Source organism: Opitutaceae bacterium (genome assembly GCA_015075305.1).
GTDB lineage: Bacteria > Verrucomicrobiota > Verrucomicrobiia > Opitutales > Opitutaceae > UBA6669.
This window is the reverse complement of sequence record JABTUS010000004.1, coordinates 69206-88448: the sequence shown is the minus strand read 5'-3', so window position 1 is coordinate 88448 and position 19243 is coordinate 69206. Positions and strand designations below refer to the sequence as shown.

The 19243-nt window shown below is 60.7% G+C and carries 15 protein-coding genes and 1 tRNA gene; 9 read left to right on the top strand and 7 right to left on the bottom strand.

The genetic code is table 11. The features are described from left to right. Positions 1 to 3 precede the first annotated feature (3 nt). The 5 genes from HS122_09130 to HS122_09110 are packed head-to-tail and all read left to right on the top strand — an operon-like array spanning position 4 to position 6851. Positions 4 to 1590 carry a methyltransferase domain-containing protein gene (locus HS122_09130; GenBank protein ID MBE7538560.1) on the top strand — a complete coding sequence of 529 codons (1587 nt, stop codon included), beginning with the start codon at positions 4 to 6 and terminating at the stop codon, positions 1588 to 1590. Further along, positions 1553 to 3883, top strand: coding sequence for a glycosyltransferase (locus HS122_09125; protein ID MBE7538559.1), 2331 nt, complete (start codon positions 1553 to 1555; stop codon positions 3881 to 3883). The genes HS122_09130 and HS122_09125 overlap by 38 nt, the downstream gene beginning before the upstream one ends. Further along, positions 3880 to 5106, top strand: a complete 1227-nt coding sequence (locus HS122_09120; GenBank protein ID MBE7538558.1) for a glycosyltransferase family 4 protein — start codon at positions 3880 to 3882, stop codon at positions 5104 to 5106. The genes HS122_09125 and HS122_09120 overlap by 4 nt, the downstream gene beginning before the upstream one ends. Further along, a complete protein-coding gene (locus HS122_09115) occupies positions 5103 to 6071 on the top strand; it encodes a glycosyltransferase (protein ID MBE7538557.1) in 969 nt (322 codons plus the stop codon). Before HS122_09120 ends, HS122_09115 begins: the two co-directional genes overlap by 4 nt. 15 nt (positions 6072 to 6086) lie before the next feature. Continuing rightward, positions 6087 to 6851, top strand: a complete 765-nt coding sequence (locus HS122_09110; protein ID MBE7538556.1) for a hypothetical protein — start codon at positions 6087 to 6089, stop codon at positions 6849 to 6851. A 180-nt stretch (positions 6852 to 7031) separates the two neighbouring features. Here the strand turns inward: HS122_09110 and HS122_09105 are convergent, their stop codons facing one another. The 7 genes from HS122_09105 to HS122_09075 form a co-directional block, all read right to left on the bottom strand. Further along, positions 7032 to 8126, bottom strand: a complete 1095-nt coding sequence (locus HS122_09105) for a DegT/DnrJ/EryC1/StrS family aminotransferase (protein MBE7538555.1) — start codon at positions 8124 to 8126, stop codon at positions 7032 to 7034. Further along, entirely contained in the window at positions 8123 to 9688 is a 1566-nt protein-coding gene (gene cobA, locus HS122_09100; protein MBE7538554.1) for a uroporphyrinogen-III C-methyltransferase, read from the bottom strand. Before cobA ends, HS122_09105 begins: the two co-directional genes overlap by 4 nt. Before the next feature lie 15 nt (positions 9689 to 9703). Continuing rightward, a complete protein-coding gene (gene hemC, locus HS122_09095) occupies positions 9704 to 10570 on the bottom strand; it encodes a hydroxymethylbilane synthase (GenBank protein MBE7538553.1) in 867 nt (288 codons plus the stop codon). A 132-nt stretch (positions 10571 to 10702) separates the two neighbouring features. Beyond that, positions 10703 to 11728 (bottom strand): ketol-acid reductoisomerase, encoded by a 1026-nt coding sequence (gene ilvC, locus HS122_09090; protein ID MBE7538552.1) that lies wholly within the window; start codon positions 11726 to 11728, stop codon positions 10703 to 10705. A 26-nt stretch (positions 11729 to 11754) separates the two neighbouring features. Next, positions 11755 to 12225, bottom strand: a complete 471-nt coding sequence (gene ilvN, locus HS122_09085) for an acetolactate synthase small subunit (protein MBE7538551.1) — start codon at positions 12223 to 12225, stop codon at positions 11755 to 11757. 123 nt (positions 12226 to 12348) lie between these two features. Next, positions 12349 to 12425, bottom strand: a tRNA-Val gene (locus HS122_09080). 75 nt (positions 12426 to 12500) lie between these two features. Then, positions 12501 to 13640, bottom strand: a complete 1140-nt coding sequence (locus tag HS122_09075) for an aspartate-semialdehyde dehydrogenase (GenBank protein MBE7538550.1) — start codon at positions 13638 to 13640, stop codon at positions 12501 to 12503. Here HS122_09075 and HS122_09070 point away from each other — a divergent pair. The 4 genes from HS122_09070 (at position 13558) to HS122_09055 (ending at position 19191) form a co-directional block, all read left to right on the top strand. Next, the gene (locus tag HS122_09070) at positions 13558 to 14097 is read left to right on the top strand and encodes a L,D-transpeptidase (protein ID MBE7538549.1); all 540 of its coding nucleotides are present in this window, start codon (positions 13558 to 13560) and stop codon (positions 14095 to 14097) included. The two genes, HS122_09075 and HS122_09070, sit on opposite strands and share 83 nt — an antisense overlap. A gap of 9 nt (positions 14098 to 14106) precedes the next feature. Then, positions 14107 to 16188, top strand: coding sequence for an ATP-dependent DNA helicase (locus tag HS122_09065; protein ID MBE7538548.1), 2082 nt, complete (start codon positions 14107 to 14109; stop codon positions 16186 to 16188). Between the two features lie 44 nt (positions 16189 to 16232). Further along, complete coding sequence (locus HS122_09060) at positions 16233 to 16547, top strand: tetratricopeptide repeat protein (GenBank protein ID MBE7538547.1); 315 nt, start codon at positions 16233 to 16235, stop codon at positions 16545 to 16547. A gap of 415 nt (positions 16548 to 16962) precedes the next feature. Beyond that, positions 16963 to 19191, top strand: coding sequence for an NADP-dependent isocitrate dehydrogenase (locus HS122_09055; protein MBE7538546.1), 2229 nt, complete (start codon positions 16963 to 16965; stop codon positions 19189 to 19191). Positions 19192 to 19243 lie beyond the last annotated feature (52 nt).

Below are 19243 nucleotides of genomic sequence, written 5' to 3'. Positions count from 1 at the left end.
GCCATGTCATCAGTGGAGTTCCAGGCCGCACCGCCAGCCCCCTCCGAGTGGTTTTTCCGCGTCTCCTGCTGCTGGTGCGGCGGACGGTCACGCGGCCCATGCCCGAGCAGTGACGCCTACTTTGTCTGTGAGCGCTGCGGCACCCATGTCGCGGGACAGCGCCTGCGCCCGGAACATGTCGTGGATTTCTACAGCATGGAAAGGTACTGGCACTCGCGCCAGCAGCAGAAGGCGCATCCCACCCTGAATGAGCGCCGCGAGATTTTCGCCCGGGACGGCCGGGTCGAGCTGTGGCTGGCGGCAATCGAGCGTCATGCACGAAAGGACTCTCCGCGGACAGCGGTGGAGATCGGCTGTGCGGAAGGCTCGTTGCTCGCCCGCCTTCGCGATCGCAGCTGGAGGGTTGTCGGAGTCGAGCCGGATCCCGCCACGGCAGCGGCCGTGCATCAGGCAACCGGCCTGGAGGTGATAGCAGGAGTTTGGCCCGGTGCGGCCGTTCCGACCTGCGATCTCTTTGTCGCTTGCGACGTCCTCGAGCACTCGCTGGATCCGGTCGAATTCCTGAAATGCGCACACAGCGCACTGCGCCCGGAAGGAATCCTGTTCCTTCAACTGCCACTCGTTGTTCCAGGCGAAGCCGATTTCGGCCCGATCACGCCAAAGGTCTATGACCCGTGGGAGCACTCATTCATCTTCACCCGCCAATCCATCGGGTTCCTGCTTTCGATGGCGGGTTTCGAGGTTCTCTCCAACGACGAGTCCTGGATTCGCGCCCATGAATTTGTCGTCGCCCGCAGAAGGACTCCGACGAGGCGCGCGCGCCGCCTCCTGGCCAATCTGCCGGAAATGTTCTCAGCCCCCTGGCGGACTTTCATGGACGAATTGAACGCCTTTGCCCGACCGCTGGGATTGCGCGAATTCTCCACCTGGTCAAAGATCTGGGAGTACCCTGCACTCTGGTATGGAGGCCTCGACCAGTTGCACTGGAGGGAAGCGCGCCTGCTCGACATCGGCAGTGAACTCTCTCCCCTGCCCTGGTGGCTCGCCATGAAGGGAGCGAAGGTGACCCTGGTGGAAACCGCTGCGAACTACGTTGAGCACTGGGAATTCGTCAGGAGGAAATTGAACAATCCGGACGTCTCCTGGGAGATTGTCGCGGACACACGCCTGCCCGCGGAATCCTCAACCATCGATGCCGTGACAAGCCTCTCAGTGATCGAGCATCAGCCCGACAAGGAAATGGCTGTCCGTGAAGTTGCGCGTGTCCTCAAGCCGGGGGGCTTGTTTGCCATGTCATTCGACATCGCCGAGCCCGCGATGGGCATGAGCTACCCGGAGTGGAATGGCAGCGCGCTCACGCGCCTCGAGTTCGAGGCACTGATGGCGCGCCACGCCAGCCTCCATCCCATCGCACCGCTGGAATGGAATGAGGAGGACATGCCTTCCTTCCTGGCATGGCATCGACTCACCGCGCCGCATCATGACTACGTGACGGGTGCGGCGGTGTTTCGCAGAGCGGCAATCCACACGAAATCCTTTCAGAGGCTGCGCAATGCGTATTCTCGTTTCAAAACCAGATTCGCTGGGTGACCAGCTGGTCATCGCGCGGCATCTGCAGGCACTGGCCTCCGCGAACCCCGACGCACTCGTCCTCTGGCACGTGCGCGATGGCATGGAGGACGTGGCATCCCTTTTCTCCGGAGTGTCCGTTTTTCATCCCAACCTCGGGGCTTCTCCAGGCATGGAAGCGGACCGCCTGCAAAGCTTGCATTGTGCGGGTCTCGTCCTCGTCCCCATTCCACTGCATCCGTTTGCGGAGTGGACAAGTGTGACGGAGGCACATCTGGCTTGGTGGAGGGTTTTCCTGGAATCCCAGCCGTGGGATGCGGCTGTCGCCGCCGTGGGCAACCGGACATGGGTGGCCGAGGCGTCGATCGCCGCGGCACGCGCCCCGATTCGCATCGGCGCGGCTCCAACAACGGCCCGCCAGATCCCGGTCAATGCCGCCGGCGAACTCATTGGCGCCTGCTCTCCGTTGTTCACAGTGGAGATTCCCTTTGATCCCGAAACGTCGGAGGACTGCCTCCTGCGCAAGCTCCTGCAGGCGCTGCCACACTCCGGCGCGATTGCCTGGGATCTTCCCGCCAAACTGAAGATTCCGATCAGTGGGACGACGTCGAACGCAGGTCAGATCATACTGGCCCCCGGCGTCGGCGGCCCGGCCTGGCGCGCATGGCCTGCGGACAAGTATCTTGAACTGGACGCCCGCCTGCGAAAATGCGGATGGTCGGTGACCTATCTCGCCGGCCCTCTCGATTCTGACTTCCTGAAACCTATCCGGGAGACCCCGGGGAAGGACATCAGAACCTTTGCACGCGGTGACCTGGTGGAAATTTCCCGCCTCCTCCAGCAGGGTGCAGCGCTCGTCTGCAATGACACCGCGTACGTCCACCTGGCGGCCCTGCTGAACGTGCCAACCCTTGCAGTCTTTGGCGGAGGCCAGAAGCAGAGATTTCATCCGCAAACGGGACGAGTGAAGATTGTCCAGGGTCTGCCGGCATGCGCGGGCTGCCAGTGGCACTGCGTCTTCGAGCGATACCCGTGTGTCTCCGACATACCCGTTGATCTAGTCATGAGCGCGCTGAACGCGCTGATGCGGGACCATGATTCAACACTCGTGCCGTTCGCTCCGTCCTGGTCTGGGGAACGGAGCGGCGCCGCGCTCGTATCGCGGCTGCAGGAGGAAATCCTCTTTCTCGACTCCGATCGCTTTGCCCGGCTCCAGATCATCCAGTCGCTGCTCGACAAGCAGCGCCAGTCATCTCTGCAACCAGCGCCTGGATCCAACCCTCCCGGGGCGACTCCGCTGCTTTCAGTCGTCATTCCCATGGGGCGACCGGAAAGTGCGGGCCCCACACTTGCGGCGCTCGCAAGCCAGGTGCCGCCCGGAGTGGACTGGGAAGTCGTTGTAGCTGGAGCGGGAGAGTCCCGGATTCCATCGAATTTTGCCGGGCTCACACTGGCCCGTGTCGTGCTTCCCAATCGCGCGCCGCCGTCACAAACCCGCAATGCAGGCGTCACCCATGCACGCGGAAAATGGCTCGTCTTCATTGACGACGACATTCAGCCCGCCATCGACTTCCTGGCGTGCGCCGTCGCCCTGCTTCGCAGACTCGACGAAGAGAATCCCACTGTCGCGGCGATCGGTGCCCGCCTGCCTGGCAGGCGCGGCGGCTTCTGGGAACGCGTCACCGACTTGTCGAATTTCTGGAGCCAGCAGGACAGGGTCGCCAGAGACTGCGACTGGCTGTACAGTGCGGCGCTGCTGGTGAAGGCGGACGCCTTTCGGGCCACAGGTGGATTCGATCCGCAGCTTGCGGTTGGCGAGGATGTCGATCTGTGCCGGCGCCTCGCAGCCCAGGGACACCGCCTTCGTTACGAGCCGAGTCTGGTCGCCTACCACGATCACCGGCGCGACTCCGCATTCAGAACCTGGCGCTATTTCTGGAGAAACGGCGAAGGAGCCCGGTTCTTCTTCAGATCCATCGGAGGCACGTGCGCATTCAGTCTGAAAACGGTCTGGCTCAAGACCTGGAGCGATTTTCGTGGAAATCTCGCCCACCAGAAGCGCTATGGCGGAAAACTCGGCCGTCACGCGCCCGCAGTCTGGCTCAACTACCTGATTGTCGAAACTTCCCTTGAATGGCACTGGCAGCGCCACCTGCGCGATGGCCGGCGCTACGCCGACCTGCCGGCACGCACGCGCAGTGATGCCACTGCAGCCCGGGCGCTGAGCGCCTTTGACAACAGCCGTCCCATTCGCGGCGCCTGGCTCAGTCTCATCGCGACGCTGCAGGACTTCGCGAATCCCGTCAGACGATGAGAATCGGCGTTGGACTCCATCTGCTCGCCCCGGACAACGGTGGCGTCACCAACTACGCGCTCACCCTGCTGCGCCTGTGGCCTCTCCACGCTCCCGAGCACCCGATGGTGCTGTTCTCATTCGACCACAACGACGCCCTGCTGGACACCCTGCCACCGGCAACGCGCCGCCATGAAATCCGCATGCGGACGCAGGAGGACGCCTTCTCCCATGCGAGTGAAATCGACGTGTATTTCTGCCCTTTCGGAACCCTCTGGCCGCGCCCGTTTCCCAAGCCCGCAGTCCTGACATTCCACGACATGCAGGAGCGCTTTCATCCGGAATATTTCACAAGCGCGGAGTTGGCCGAGCGATTTTTCCATTACGACTGGTCGCTGCGCATGGCGGACAGTGTGATCGCAGTGTCGTCATTCACCAAATCGATGGCTGTTTCGCTCACAGGCATCCGCGCATCCAAATGCCACGTGGTTCACCATGTGCCCGATGAGCTGCCATCGGCGTTGATGCCGTCCCGCTTTCCCTTTGCAGACCGGCCTTTCGTTTTCTATCCCGCAAACTTCTGGAAACACAAGAACCACAATCGGCTTGTCGAAGCCATGCGGCGGGTCTGCGCATCCAACCCCGACCTTTGCCTGGTCTGCACCGGAAGCCTCCTGAATCAGGAGAAAACATGGGCTGACATGGTGAAGGACACGGGATGCGGGAAACGCATCGCGCACCTCGGGCGACTGAAACGCTCCGAAATTGCCTGGCTGTACCAGCACGCGCGAGCGCTGATCTTTCCCTCGCTGTTCGAGGGCTTTGGCATTCCCTTGATCGAGGCCATGCAGGCGGGATGCCCGATCGCCTGCGCGCGCAATACGAGCCAGCCGGAAGTGGCGGGCACGGCGGCTCTCTATTTCGATGCGGAGAGCGTGGATTCCATCTCGGATGCCATCCAGCGCATCTGCGCGGATGCGGGACTGCGAACACAGCTCGCATCCGAAGGATCCCGGCGCATCGCCCGCTATTCGACGCGCGACTTCATTGACGGGCATCTCCGGGCCTTTCAAGACGCGATTCGAGGTCGTTCGTCGGTCCAGGCCTGGTTGAACAGAAACATCCGCCTGCCGCGATCGCTCATGGCGCGCACCGAGCTGAGCCCCCGGGAGAAGCGCACGGCTGTGCGGCTCCTGGCCCGGTCGGCCTCCGTCCCCGCCGGTGCTCCGGTCGTTGAAGCATGACCGCACCGAGATTCAGCCTGGTCATGCCGACTTTCAATCACGGCCGATGGATTGAGCAGGCGCTTCGAAGCATGCTGGACCAGGCTCCGTTCCCGCTCGAAATCCACGTGATGGACGCCGTGTCAACGGACGATACAGCCGGCATCCTTGCCCGATACTCCGACAAGATTCAGTGGGTCCGTGAAAGAGACAACGGTCAGGCTGACGCCATCAACCGGGGCCTGGCACGCTCGCGTGGCGAGATTGTTGCCTGGCTCAATTCGGACGACAGCTACCTGCCACACGCGCTGGCGAGGGTGGACGCGGCCTTCTCCGCTGACCCCGGCCTGGATTTTGTCTATGGCGATGCTTTGGAAATCGATCCGGAAGGGCGCATACTGACACCGAATCCCTTCACGGAGGAATGCGATCGCGACCGCTTCTATTTCTCCCACGACTACATCTGCCAGCCGACGCTGTTTTTGCGCCGCGAATGCCTTCGGAAAGTGGGCGCCCTGCGCGAGGACCTGAAATGGTTTCTTGACTACGAGTGGCTGACGCGCTTCTTCGCCGCCGGTCTGCGTGGTCGAAGACTGCCGTTCTTTCTTGCGGCAAATCGTGATCATCCACAAACCAAGACCAACTCCGGCGGACTGAATCGATGGCGGGAAATCATGGGCGTTCTCACCTCGACGCCACCCCCTGGTCCACCGATGCTCCTGAGACGCTGCGTCTGGAACTATTCGATGGAATTCTTGATCAAATCACTGAATGCCTCCCCCTGGGGACGTTCGGAGCATGCGGCACGCGACTCACGGGATGCCCGCACTGCGGTCCTGAACGCGCTGAATTCCTGGCTGATGGCGCTGGTTCGGCCACGATCCTGCGATGACATCCTTGCCCGCTACCACAGGGACATCGCACGCCATGGCGCAACGCTTCAGGAAATCTGGGCTGCTGCTCCCGCGATGAGTGCTGTTGTCTGAGTTGGTCAACCGTCCATGACACCGCTCGAGCCCAACGCCCAGTTGAAATATCCGCCGCTTGTGCACGAAATGCATGATGCGCTGCGCGCCACCTGCTTCCCGCGCCTCCCCGACCGGCCTGGAAGAAAGCAGTTGATGGCACGCCTGCTGGGCACCGGCATCAGCCAGGCGATGCATCTGCTGAACGAACTTCACTGCGCCATGGACCAGCCGGGGGACGTGTGTGAATTTGGAGTGGCCCAGGGAGCGACATCCGCACTGCTGGCAAACGAGATTCGCGGCACTGACAAGATGCTCTGGCTGTACGACACCTTTGCCGGGCTTCCGAAACCCTCGTCCAAGGACGTGTTGAAGGACGATATTTTCAATCTCGGCTCCATCGAGCGCTATCAGGGGGAAATGCGCTGTGAAATCGAGGAAGTGAGGGTTCGTCTCAATGAAATCGGTTTCCCCGAGACGCGATTTCGCCTTCAACCCGGGCTCGTTGAACAAACGCTTCAGCCGGGAATCGGCCCCGGGAAGGTTTGTTTTGCCTACGTGGACTTCGATTTCTACGACGGAATCACCCATGCGCTCAACTACCTGCATGGCCACCTGGCTCCGGGAGGACGGATTGTCGTGGACGACTACGACTTCTTTTCAACCGGCGCAAAGACAGCCGTCGACGAATTCATCGTGCGCACGCACGGGGCCTACCAGCTCGTGCTGCCCCAGCGGTTTGCCGGCCATTTCTGCATCATCCGGCCGAAAGCACGCGGATGGCGGCGCTGGTTCCGGTGAACCGTGTAGTTGCGTCGACAATACACGACTCAACCTTGTCCGAACCTTTCGCTCGAGCCCGCAATCCAGGTCACGACAAAGCGTGCCCCTCCAGCCGATCCCCCCTCCGTTGGAGATGACATGCCTTGTCATGCCCAGGGTTCGCGCGCAGCGCATGGCCGCCGGCAGGCGCCGGACGGACTAAAATGAGTTCACGCCGTTGATCACGGCTTCGACCTGCGCGTCTGTAAGCTCTGGGAAAATCGGCAGGCTCAGGCAGGTGGCGGCGGCCTGCTCGGCCACGGGCAGGCTCCCTGGCCGCACATTCAATTGCGAGTAGCACGGCTGCTGGTGCAGGCACTTCGGATAGATTAGATCAGTGCCGATTTCGAGCCCTGCCAGATGCTCTCGAAGCGCGTCGCGCCGCGGATGGCGCAGCGTAAACTGATGATATACACTCTCGCCATCGTCGACCCGGGCGGGAAGAACCGTGTCGGAAAGCCGGATGCCCTGCAGGTAGCGCGAGGCAATCTCGCGGCGACGTGCGGTCCACCTTGCCAGGTGCGGCAGCTTCACCGTCAGGGCGGCCCCCTGGAACCCATCCATGCGGAAATTGAAGCCCACAAAATCATGATGATAACGCTTCAGCGACCCGTGCACGCGCAGGGCGCGCGCCCGCTCAAAGACATCATCGCGACGCGACACGAAGGCCCCTCCCTCGCCGCAGCCGCCAAGGTTTTTCGTCGGATAGAAGCTGAACGTTCCGCAGTCGCCAAGGTATCCGACCGGTGTGCCCCGGTATTGGGCGCCCACCGCCTGGGCGCAGTCCTCCACGACAAAGAGGCTGTGCCGCCGCGCAATTTCCAGGATCGGCCCCATCGCGGCCGGTTGACCGAAAAGGTGCACAACAACAATGGCCCTGGTCCTGGGCGTGATCGCCGCCTCAATCCTCGCGGGATCGAGATTGAAGGTTGCGGCATCTATGTCGACAAACACCGGTGTCGCCCCGACGTAGCTGATGCCCCAGGCACTCGAGGCAAACGTGAAGGGTGTCGTGATCACCTCGTCTCCGGCCTGAAGGCCGGCGCAGACCGATGCGACATGAAGCGGCGACGTGCCGCTGTTCATGCCGAGCGCCCGCTTGTAGCCGAGGGTTTGGCTGAATGCGGACTCAAATCCTTCAACATCCCTGCCGAGACAGAACCGGGTGCCGTCGTAGGTGGCCGTGATCGCCGCGAGGATCTCCGAGCGGAGTTCACGATGCTGGAGCGTGAGATCAAGAAACGGGACTTTCATGCCTTGTCGGTTTTGGCGGGACGGTTTTTTCCTGGGCTGGAACCCATTTTTCTGACCAGCGCTTCAACCAAGGATTGAAGGCCGGGCTTGGCGGCCTCGAAATCCACCGGTACTCCCCGCGCCTTCATGGTCGCGGACGTAAGCGGCCCAATGCTCCCAGCCAGCGGCCGGCGAGCGTCCTTGTCCAGCCGAAGCGAGGCCGCCTGGGCGACGAAAGACTCGACCGCGCTGCTGCTGGCGAACAGGATGGCATCGGCTCCAAGGGTCCTGAATGTGTCCGCGCGGGGATCAGACGAGAGATCCGTCCTGGATGTTCGATAGACGGGAAGCAGGTCGACAATGCCACGGGCGCTTTCCAGCTTCCTGACCAGCACGTCGCGATTGAGATTGCCGGTTATCACCAGGACTTTCGCATTGTCCAGGCTCCCCGTCGCAATCAAGGCATCCGCCAGCGCCTCACCCGTGGAGAACTCGGGCTGGCATTCCACCTTCAAATGCCGCTCCTTGACCGCGCGGGCGGTCCCCTCGCCCACACAGGCGATGCGCATCAGACCAAGGCTTCTAATGTCGTCGAAAACGCGATCGAATTCCTCGAAGAAGAACCTCACTCCGTTGGGGCTGGTGAAAACGAGCCAGTCATACGAACCAAACTCAGGAAACACCTCCGCGAGGCGATCGTTGGAAACGTCCTTCACAACATCGATGAGAGGGATCTCAAGGACTTCCGCCCCGAGCTCCTCCAGGCGCCCGCGCAATTCGCTCGTCTGCGCGCGGGTGCGGGTGATCGCTATACGGCGACCAAATAGCGGCAGGTGCTCAAACCAGCCGAGTTGCTCCCGCTGGCCGACGACCTCCCCGACAACTATGATGGCCGGCGACCCCAATTCCGCTTCGGCCGCCCTGTCCGCAAGATCAGCCACCGTTCCAACGACCGAGCGCTGGCACCCAAGGGACGCCCATTGTACAACGGCCGCCGGGGTCTCTGCTGACATGCCTCCGTCCCTAAGGCGGCTCATGATCTCCCTGAGACGGCTCATGCCCATGTAGATGGCAAGCGTGGCATTCGAAATCCTCGCAAACTGCGCCCAGTCGGTCTGCAACGCATTCTTCTCGGGACTTTCATGGCCCGTCAGCAGTATGAGCGATGAGCTCGTGTTGCGCTGGGTCAGTGGGATGCCGGCGTATGCGCCTGCCGCCAAAGCCGCGGTCACGCCGGGCACAACCTCAAACGGAACTCCCGCATCGCGCAGGCGACGCATCTCCTCGCCCCCACGACCATAGATGAACGGATCGCCACCCTTGAGTCTCACGACCGTTGCACCTTCCTTCGCATGCTTCACGAGCAGGGCCTCAATTTCATCCTGCGGCAGGGCATGAAGTCCGGCCTTTTTCCCGACATAGATCTTTTGCGCATCCCGCCTGCACCACAGCAGCAGGTCCGGGTGGACAAGATAATCGTAAACGAGCACGTCGGCGTTCTCGATCAGTTCCTTCGCACGGAAAGTCACAAGACCGGGATCACCCGGCCCCGCACCAACCAGATATACCTTGCCGACTGGCATGATCAAAAGGGGTTGTCAGACGTTTCCAACGAAAACACCAAACTTCCGCAACCACTGGCGGGCCGAGTGTTCCGGATTTGAAAAGTCCTCGGATCCCAGGCTCGCCTCGCGGATGCCGACCTTTTCATGGAAAAAGTAGAGACGCCCGGCGGTCGCATGCACCGCAACCGCCGTGTGGCACCCCGCCCCCATTTCCCGCTGAAACGCCCGTTCAAGATTCACCGTGAGCGCGGTGGATTCATCCAACGCACGCACCCAGCGATGAGCCTCGCCCTGCCGGCACTGGACGGCGATCGCGGCCTGGCCAACCGCCGGAACCATTGAAGAAAGCTCCATTGGCAGAAAATCGAGACCGGGCCAGCGCTCGATTCCCAGTCGCTTCAAACCCGCCGCCGCCAGCACGGTGCCGTCCGCAACCCCTGTCTCCGCGATCTTGCGCAACCGGGTCTCCACGTTTCCGCGCATCTCGCAAAACGATACTCCCGGATGGAGGTTTTGGAGCTGCAGCCGTCGACGCGGGCTCCCGGTGGCCACCGTGCGGGGAGAGGCAACACCCGCACGAAGGACCAGAATGTCGCGAGGATCCTCACGCGGCAGATACCCCGCAATCTCCAGCCCAGCGGCCATGTCGCCCGGCAGATCCTTCGTGCTGTGAACCGCGATGTCAGCCTCGTGCCTGAGCAACGCCTGTTCGAGTTCGGAGGTGAATAGCCCCTTCCCTCCCTTTTGCTCGAGCGACCACTCCGCCTGCCGATCTCCGGTCGTGACGATTTTCCGGAATTCCGCATCCCATCCCAGGAACGAACGGAAACGCCCGGCAACAAGCGCGGCCTGGGCCAGTGCGAGCGGACTCTTCCGAGTGGCGATCAGCAGACGACTCACAAATCGGGTGATGAACCCGCTTCGAAACGGAAGCGAGTTCCTGCGTTGAACCAACTTGCGCCGGCCAGAGTGCGCAAAACGGGAGCTCTGCGCAACCGTCGCGGAATCAGCAAGCGCCCGGGTGGCAAAGACTCAGTACGAAGCCTGCACACCCTTGAGGTTCTTCTTTGACATCCAGGGCATGAGCCCGCGGAGGTAGGCGCCGGTTTTCTCAATGGAGTGTTTCTCCCCCGCCTTGAGGAGTTTGTTGTAGTTCTTCAATCCGCCCTTGTATTCCTTCACCCACTCCTTGGTGAATTTGCCGGACTGAATCTCCTTCAGGATCTTCTTCATCTCGGCTTTTGTCCTGGCGCCAACGATGCGCGGACCGCGCGTGATGTCGCCGTACTTTGCCGTTTCCGAAACGGAGAAACGCATCCCGGCGATGCCGCTTTCGTACATGAGGTCACAGATCAGCTTGAGCTCATGAAGGCACTCGAAATACGCCATTTCAGGCTGGTACCCGGCCTCAACCAAGGTTTCAAAACCCGCCTGGACCAGAGCGCTTGCCCCACCGCAAAGGACCGCCTGCTCGCCAAAGAGATCCGTCTCCGTCTCTTCCTTGAATGTCGTCTGCAGCACACCGGCGCGGGTCGAGCCTATGCCCTTCGCCCATGCCAACGCCGTCTTTTTTCCTTTTTTCGATTTGTCCTGCGCAACCGCAATCAACGCGGGCATGCCTTTGCCTTCCGTATAAAGCCTGCGGACCATATGCCCGGGGCCCTTAGGGGCGACCATGATGCAGTCAACGTCCTTGGGCAGCTTGATCAGGCCGAAATGAATGCTCAAGCCGTGGGAGAAAAGCAGCGTTTTCCCCTTGGTGAGATTCGGCAGGATGTCCTTCTCGTAAACATCCGCCTGTTTCATATCCGGCAGCGCAACCATGATGACGTCGGCACGACGAACCGCCTCAGCGGTGTCAACGACTTCAAAGCCGTGCTGTTCCGCCACCACCCGCGATTTTGAACCGGGGTAGAGGCCGATGATGACCTTGCAGCCGGAATCCTTGAGATTCAGCGCGTGTGCATGGCCTTGGGAACCGTAGCCGAGAACGGCGAGGGTTTTGTTCTGGAACTGGCCGAGATCGGCATCCTTGTCAGTATAGACTTTGGCGGGCATGATGATAAGGGCTTGAGAAATTGATTCTATCGTTTGAGTGCAAGTTGTCCCGTGCGGGCGAGTTCCAGAATGCCGAAATCGTCGACCAGCTTCAAGAAGGCTGCGGTTTTCGCCTCGTCGCCCGTCACTTCCACGATCACGGCATCCTTGGCCACATTGACAATCTTCGCCCGGAAGATGTCGCAAATCTGCATGATCTCCGATCGCACCTTCGCGTCGGCCTTGATCTTCACAAGAACCAGTTCGCGAACAACCGCCTGCCCCTCCTTGAAGTTCACGACATCCACGACATTGATCAGCTTCCGCAACTGCTTTGTGACCATGTCGAGCGAGCCGTCTCCACCCTTGATCACCACGGTGATGCGGGACAGCGATGCATCATGCGTCGGTGCGACATTGAGCGAATCGATGTTGAAACCGCGTCCGGAAAACATTCCGGATACACGCGTGAGAACACCGAACTTGTTTTCAACCAGTACGGATATCGTATGTCTCATGAGAAGGTTTGGTCGGGAAATGACGGTTGCGATGCCGGAATGTTGCCGGCGTGAAAACAGCCTCTCGCCACATCAAGGCACCGAGAGCCAGCCTCGCGCATCGCCGGACAGCATCCGCAAGACTGGTGGACGGCGAGGGACTCGAACCCCCGACACCCTCGGTGTAAGCGAGGTACTCTAACCAACTGAGCTAGCCGTCCGGACAGAAACGATCAGATAAACCCGCGGGAATACTTGGAGGCAAGGGTTTATTCGAGATTGATCGGAGCCGGCGTTCAGTGCGCGCTGGGCGCCACGAGCTCGCCGGATTCCTCGAGAACGCCATTCGAGGCCATCCATTCGGCATTCTGGATCGCATTCAACGCAGCCCCTTTCCACAGGTTGTCACCGCTAACCCAGAAGGAAAGGCCGTTGTCCAAGGCGGTGTCGATCCGGAGTCGCCCAACACCGCAGCGGGCCTTCTCGGCAAAGTCCAGGGGCGTTGGATATTCCGACTTGGAGGTATCATCCACCAATTGCGCGCCAGGGAACGCGGCGATTGCAGCACGCGCGGTCGCAAGGTCAACCGGACGCTCAAACTCCGCGCTGACCGAAATGGAATGGGCGCGGACCACGGGAACCCGAACGCATGTCGCAGACACCTTGAGGTTGGGCAGGTTCATGATCTTTCGACTCTCCTGCGCCATCTTGGTCTCCTCCCCTGTGTAGCCATCAGCTCCGAAGGAATCGACCTGCGGGATGCAGTTGAATGCAATCTGATGGGGATACACCTTTCGGGGAAGTGGCCTGCCCCCAACGTGCGCCTTTATCTGCGCCGTGAGTTCCTGAACAGCCTCCGCACCGGTTCCCGAGACGGATTGAAAGGTCGATACAATAATTCGCCTGACCCCGAAGGCCAGATGCAGAGGCCACAGCCCCATCAGCATCACTGCTGTGGAGCAATTGGGATTCGCGATTATTCCCTCATGCCGCAGCAATTCCTGCGGATTGATTTCCGGAATCACGAGCGGAACCCGCGGATCCATTCGCAGCGCCGAGCTCTTGTCGATGACAACGCATCCGGATGACACGGCATCCGGCGCAAGCGCCCGCGTAACCGATCCGCCAGCCGCAAAGAAAACGAGATCCAGTCCGGCAAACGCCCCCTTTTGAGCCAGTTCCACCCGATATTTTCTGCCGTCTCGCTCCGTGTGCTTGCCCGCCGAACGCGCCGATGCATATAGCCGCAGCGTACTCATGGGGAAATTCCTTTCGTGCAGGAGCCGGACAAGCTCTTGACCGACAGCGCCAGTGGCGCCGACGATGCCTATAGCGTAACGATTTTGATTCACGATGGAGTCTCCAGTTGAACAGGTAATAAAAACCGCACACCGCCTGGGTATCAAGCCCACAGACCGGATTCTCGTTGTGCGCATCACATCCCAGACTCTGCAATTCTATTGCCGAAACTCACTGACAAGGACATTTGCCGTTTCGACATCGATTCGCCCGCCCTCAAATGTCGCAGACTCCCTCGGAACCCCACGGGGATTGCATGAGATTGCGGAGAGAATTGGCGGAGGCCAGCCGTCCGGTGTGGTTTTCAAGGGAAGAATCCCAACCGGTCGGCACTTTTCGGAATACACCGCCGACGAGATCCGGACGGATGACCTGATCACGAGCCGCATCCTCTGGCTGCGCGGGCTGGAAGCGGGCATCAACGCCGGAGGGCAAGTCGACACGCATGATCGCTACATCTACATCCACGGCACACGTCACGAGAACAAACTCGGGACACCCGCGAGCGGCGGGTGCGTGCGAATGTCCAACCGGGACATCATCGAGCTCTACGACGAAGTTCGCGCCGGCGACTGGGTATGGATTGGAGACTGAAACGAAGTCATGATCGGTTTGCGCAACGAAGCGGAATTCCCGGATTCACCGCCCCCGTCTCCATCGAAGGCTCCAGCAGTGACGTCCCGAATATTTGCGGAGGGTGGCGTGCTTCAGTCGGCGCTCCGACTCGAGTTCCGCCCCCAGCAGGCGGAAATGGCGTCAACCGTCGCACGCGCCTTTGCCGAGGATGCTCCATTGCTCTTCGAGGCGGGCACAGGCGTGGGCAAGTCCCTCGCGTACCTGCTGCCAGGGATTGTGCAGGCGATGGACCAGAGCCGGCAACTCATCGTCTCAACGCACACGATCTCCCTTCAGGAGCAGCTCGAGACCAAGGATCTCCCCATCTGTCGACGCGTGCTCGCAGCTTTGCCGGACGGTGCAAACTTCGCCTCGTTCAGGAGCTGCATGCTTCTTGGCAAGGGCAACTATCTCTGCACCACCCGCCTTTCCCTCACTCTCGCGGATCGCGCCACCATCCTTCCCGATGACGAATATGCGGAGTTGCAGCGCATCGCGGACTGGGCGGAGCACTCGGAGACTGGAATCCGTCATGAACTTGCTCCGCCACCAAGACCCGAGGTTTGGGAACTGGTCAATGCCGACTCCTCTTCCTGCGCCCGCAAGCACTGCAATGAAAAAGTGTGCTTCTATCAAAGGGCGCGCGCCCGGATTCGCGAGGCTCATGTCATCATCGTCAACCACGCCCTGCTCTTCGCGCTGATCAATGCAGGAGGCGCCCGGGTGAATGGCGCCAGGAGCGGAGCCCGCGGCATTCTGTTTCCCGATGATTTCCTCGTCATCGACGAGGCTCACACGGTGGCGGAGGTCGCCAGCGACAAGTTTGGACTGCACCTCAGCAGCTACGGCGTCGATCGCGCGCTCAGGCAACTTTTCAATCCAAAAACAAGCCGCGGCCTGTTCATGAAGCACCGGAGCGAAACCGGCCAGGGGTTGGTCGCCGGCACCATCAAGGCGTCCCAGGCTTTCTTCGGCAACCTGGCCGTCTCATTGCTGGGTGAGCGCCAGATTGTGCGGCTACGCGAGCCCGGCTGCAGTGACGCCGAATTGGGCGGGGCGCTTGGTGCTCTGGAGCGCCTCCTGGCACAGATGGCGGATCGATTTGACGACGGCCACGACCGCGACGAATTCCTCGATCAGAAGGCGCGCATCCAGGCAATCCAGACGGGGCTCAAGGAATGGCTGAGCCTGGCGGACGAGAAGAGCGTCTACTGGGCTGAACGCTCGGGAAAACGACAGACGATCGTAACCCTGCGAAGCGCCCCGCTCGACGTCGCGCCGCAGTTGCATCAGCGGCTCTTCGGATGTCGCACGAGCGTTGTCTGTACAAGCGCGACGCTTGAAATCGGTGGAAGCCTGGAACCTTTCGCGCAGAGGATAGGAGCGCAGGGTGCCCGCGCCGTCTCCGTGGCCTCCCCGTTCGACTACGAAAGGAACATGCGCGTATACATCGCCGCGGACATGCCTCTTCCTTCCAGACAGGAAGCCCGGCTCGCGCTGGATGCGCTCACTGATTACGTGGGGTTCTGCGTGCGGAAGGTCTCCGGCGGCACACTCGTGCTTTTCACCAGCTATTCGGACATGCGCGCCGTCGCGCAATCGCTCGCCGATGAACTGCGCGAACAGGGCAGACCGCTGCTGATGCAGGGCGAGTCGCTCTCGCGCACGGAACTCGCGAGGGAAATGCGCCGCGCGGGCGACGCGATACTCTTCGGCACCGACAGCTTCTGGACCGGTGTGGATGTGCCAGGTGCCGCGTTGTCGCAGGTCATAGTGACCCGGCTTCCCTTTGATCCGCCAACCCATCCGCTGCTTGAGGCGCGCAGTGACGCCATTCGCGACGCAGGCGGAAATCCGTTCGCCGAGCTGACGCTGCCGGAATCAATCATCCGGTTTCGCCAGGGCGTGGGCCGCCTGATTCGCACCGCATCGGATCGCGGCGTGATAACGATACTCGACTCTCGCGTCCTCGCAAAAACCTACGGCAGGCTTTTCCTGGAAGCATTGCCTCAGCGGGAACACGTGCGAATAACCCGCGCAGACCGCGAGATGAAATTCCGGCCATTCTGAATGCTCGAAATCAGATTCCGAAACCGATCACCCCGCCACGCAGCATGGATAGAATCGCTCACTTTTCGAAACTCACGGCGGAGCAGCCGGACAATGCGCTGTTCCGTTTCAGCCTGGCCCAGGCGCTCATTGCCGCCGAGCGAAGTGCGGACGCTGAGCCCCACCTCCGCCAATGCATGGCAGCGAAACCGGACTGGATGATTCCGAGAATCCTTCTCGGGCGGATCCTGCTGACGCAGGGCCGCCGGCGGGAAGCCAGGCCACTGCTGGAGGAAGCGCTCCATCTGGCATTGGAGCAGCATCACGAAGATCCGGCTGAGGAGGTGCGCGGCCTGCTCAACGAAATCTCGTGGGATTGAAGTGCACGCACCGGAAAAGAAAGAGCCCGCCGCGTACCCCTACACGGCGGGCATTGTTTTCTTAGTTACCCCAAATGTCCCCTGCTAAGCAGAGTGACGAGAAGGACAATCGGTCGTTCTGCGGATTTCGCAATGTGAATAGGCGGTTTTCTCTGAACAGTAGCGTGGCAACTAGCCCAAATAAGCTGATGCGCTCAACCAATTCATGAGTTCATGGCATGGTCATCATATCATTCTTATAAACAACAGCTTAGCTTTCACATCCAATCGGTTCTCGCCGTGTGGATCGAAGTGTACTGATGAGGGTTTGCACCTCATGGATCGACTCGCTTCAGACGTTGCAAAGACTTGAGCGGCAAAGGGGCGCGTTGTTGCCTTGACGGTCTGCTGTTCGCGACAATCCCCTCTCCCATCCATGTCCTCCGTTCCGACCATCATCTACACCAAGACCGACGAGGCTCCAGCACTCGCCACTCACTCGTTTCTTCCCATAGTTCAGGCTTTCACCAAGCATTGTGGCATCCGCATTGAAACGCGCGATATCTCGCTTGCCGGGCGCATTCTTGCCCAGTTTCCGGAGGCACTCACCGAGGCGCAGCGAGTTGGGGATGATCTGGCGGAACTTGGCGCGCTTACGCTGAAACCAGAAGCGAACATCATCAAGCTCCCCAATGTCAGCGCATCAGTTCCCCAGATGAAGGCGGCCATTGCCGAACTGCAGGGCAAGGGCTTCAAGATTCCCAGCTTTTCCGACAACCCAACCAATGAAGCTGAAAAGGAAGCCCGGGCGCGCTATGCCAAAGTCATGGGCAGCGCGGTAAACCCCGTGCTGCGCGAGGGCAATTCCGACCGCCGCGCTCCGAAGGCTGTCAAGGAATACGCGCGCAAGAATCCGCATGCCATGGGAGCTTGGTCACCCCAGTCAAAGACGAATGTCGCGACGATGGGACGTGACGACTTCTTTTCGAACGAGAAATCCGTCACGGTCGCCGCCGCCACCACCGTGAAAATCGAATTCGTTGGCGCCGACGGCTCCACCAAGGTGCTCAAGGACAAGACCCCACTCAAGGCCGGTGAAATCATCGATGCCACCGTGCTGAGCAGGAAAGCGCTCATTTCGTTTCTTGAGAGACAGATCGCACGCGCAAAGTCGGAGGGCATTCTTTTCTCCGTTCATCTCAAGGCGACGATGATGAAGGTGTCCGATCCGATCATTTTCGGGCACGTCGTTCGCGTTTTCTTCAAGGATCTCCTGGCAAAACACGCCGCAACCTTCACGGAACTCGGCGTCGACCTGAACAATGGTTTCGGCGATCTCATCGCCAAAATTCAGAAGCTTCCCGCGGAAAAGCGCGCGGGCATCGAGGCGGACATTCGAGCGGCATATGCGAACGGTCCCGGACTCGCGATGGTCAATTCCGAGAAGGGCATCACCAATCTGCATGTTCCGAGCGATGTGATCGTCGATGCGTCGATGCCGGCAATGATCCGCAGTTCCGGCCAGATGTGGAATGCCCAGGGAAAGCTTCAGGACACCCTGGCTGTGATTCCCGACAGCAGCTATGCCGGTGTCTATCAGACCACCATCGATTTCTGCCGAAAACACGGGGCTTTTGACCCGCGAACGATGGGCTCGGTCCCAAATGTCGGCCTGATGGCCCAGGCCGCGGAGGAATACGGCTCGCACAACAAGACTTTCCAGATAGCCGGCAACGGCAGGGTTCGCGTCGTCGATGAAAGCGGGTGCGTTCTCCTGGAGCACGCGGTGGAGGACGGTGACATCTGGCGGGCCTGTCAGACAAAGGATGCCGCCATCCAGGATTGGGTGAAGCTCGCCGTGCATCGCGCGCGCGCCACGCGGACGCCCGCGGTTTTCTGGCTCGACTCCCGGCGCGCCCACGACGCCCAGCTGATCACCAAGGTCAATGCCTGCCTGTCCACACATGACATTGCGGGACTCGACATTCGCATTCTCCCCCCCGCTCAAGCCTGCCAGTTCAGCCTCGAACGGATCAGGGATGGCAAGGATACGATCTCGGTGACCGGCAACGTGCTGCGCGACTACCTGACGGACCTCTTTCCCATTCTTGAACTCGGCACCAGCGCAAAGATGCTTTCCATCGTCCCGCTGATGAACGGCGGCGGCCTGTTTGAAACGGGCGCAGGTGGATCGGCTCCCAAACACGTCCAGCAGTTTGTGGAGGAAGGATTCCTCCGATGGGACTCCCTGGGGGAGTTTCTCGCGCTCGCCGTGTCTTTCGAGCATCTCAGCGAAACTTTCGGAATCAAATCCGCCAAAGTCCTTGCCGACACGCTCGACGCCGCAACAGGACGCTTTCTACAGAACAACAAGTCCCCCGCCCGCAAGGTGGGCGCGGGCATAGACAACCGGGGCAGCCATTTCTATCTCGCCTTGTATTGGTCTCAGGAACTCGCCTCCCAAGGCAACGACGCACAGCTCCAAAGACTGTTTGCCCCCGTCTCGCAAAAGCTCTCCGCGGCGGAGCAAACCATCGTCGCCGAACTCAACTCCGTCCAGGGAAAGCCCTCCGACATCGGCGGCTACTACCGCCCGGACGAATCCAGAACCTCCGGAGCAATGCGCCCAAGCAGGACCTTCAACTCAATTCTCGACGCGATCTAGCGCCTGCGCACACGAAATCCCATCGACAACTCCGCCTCCCGCCGCTGCGATG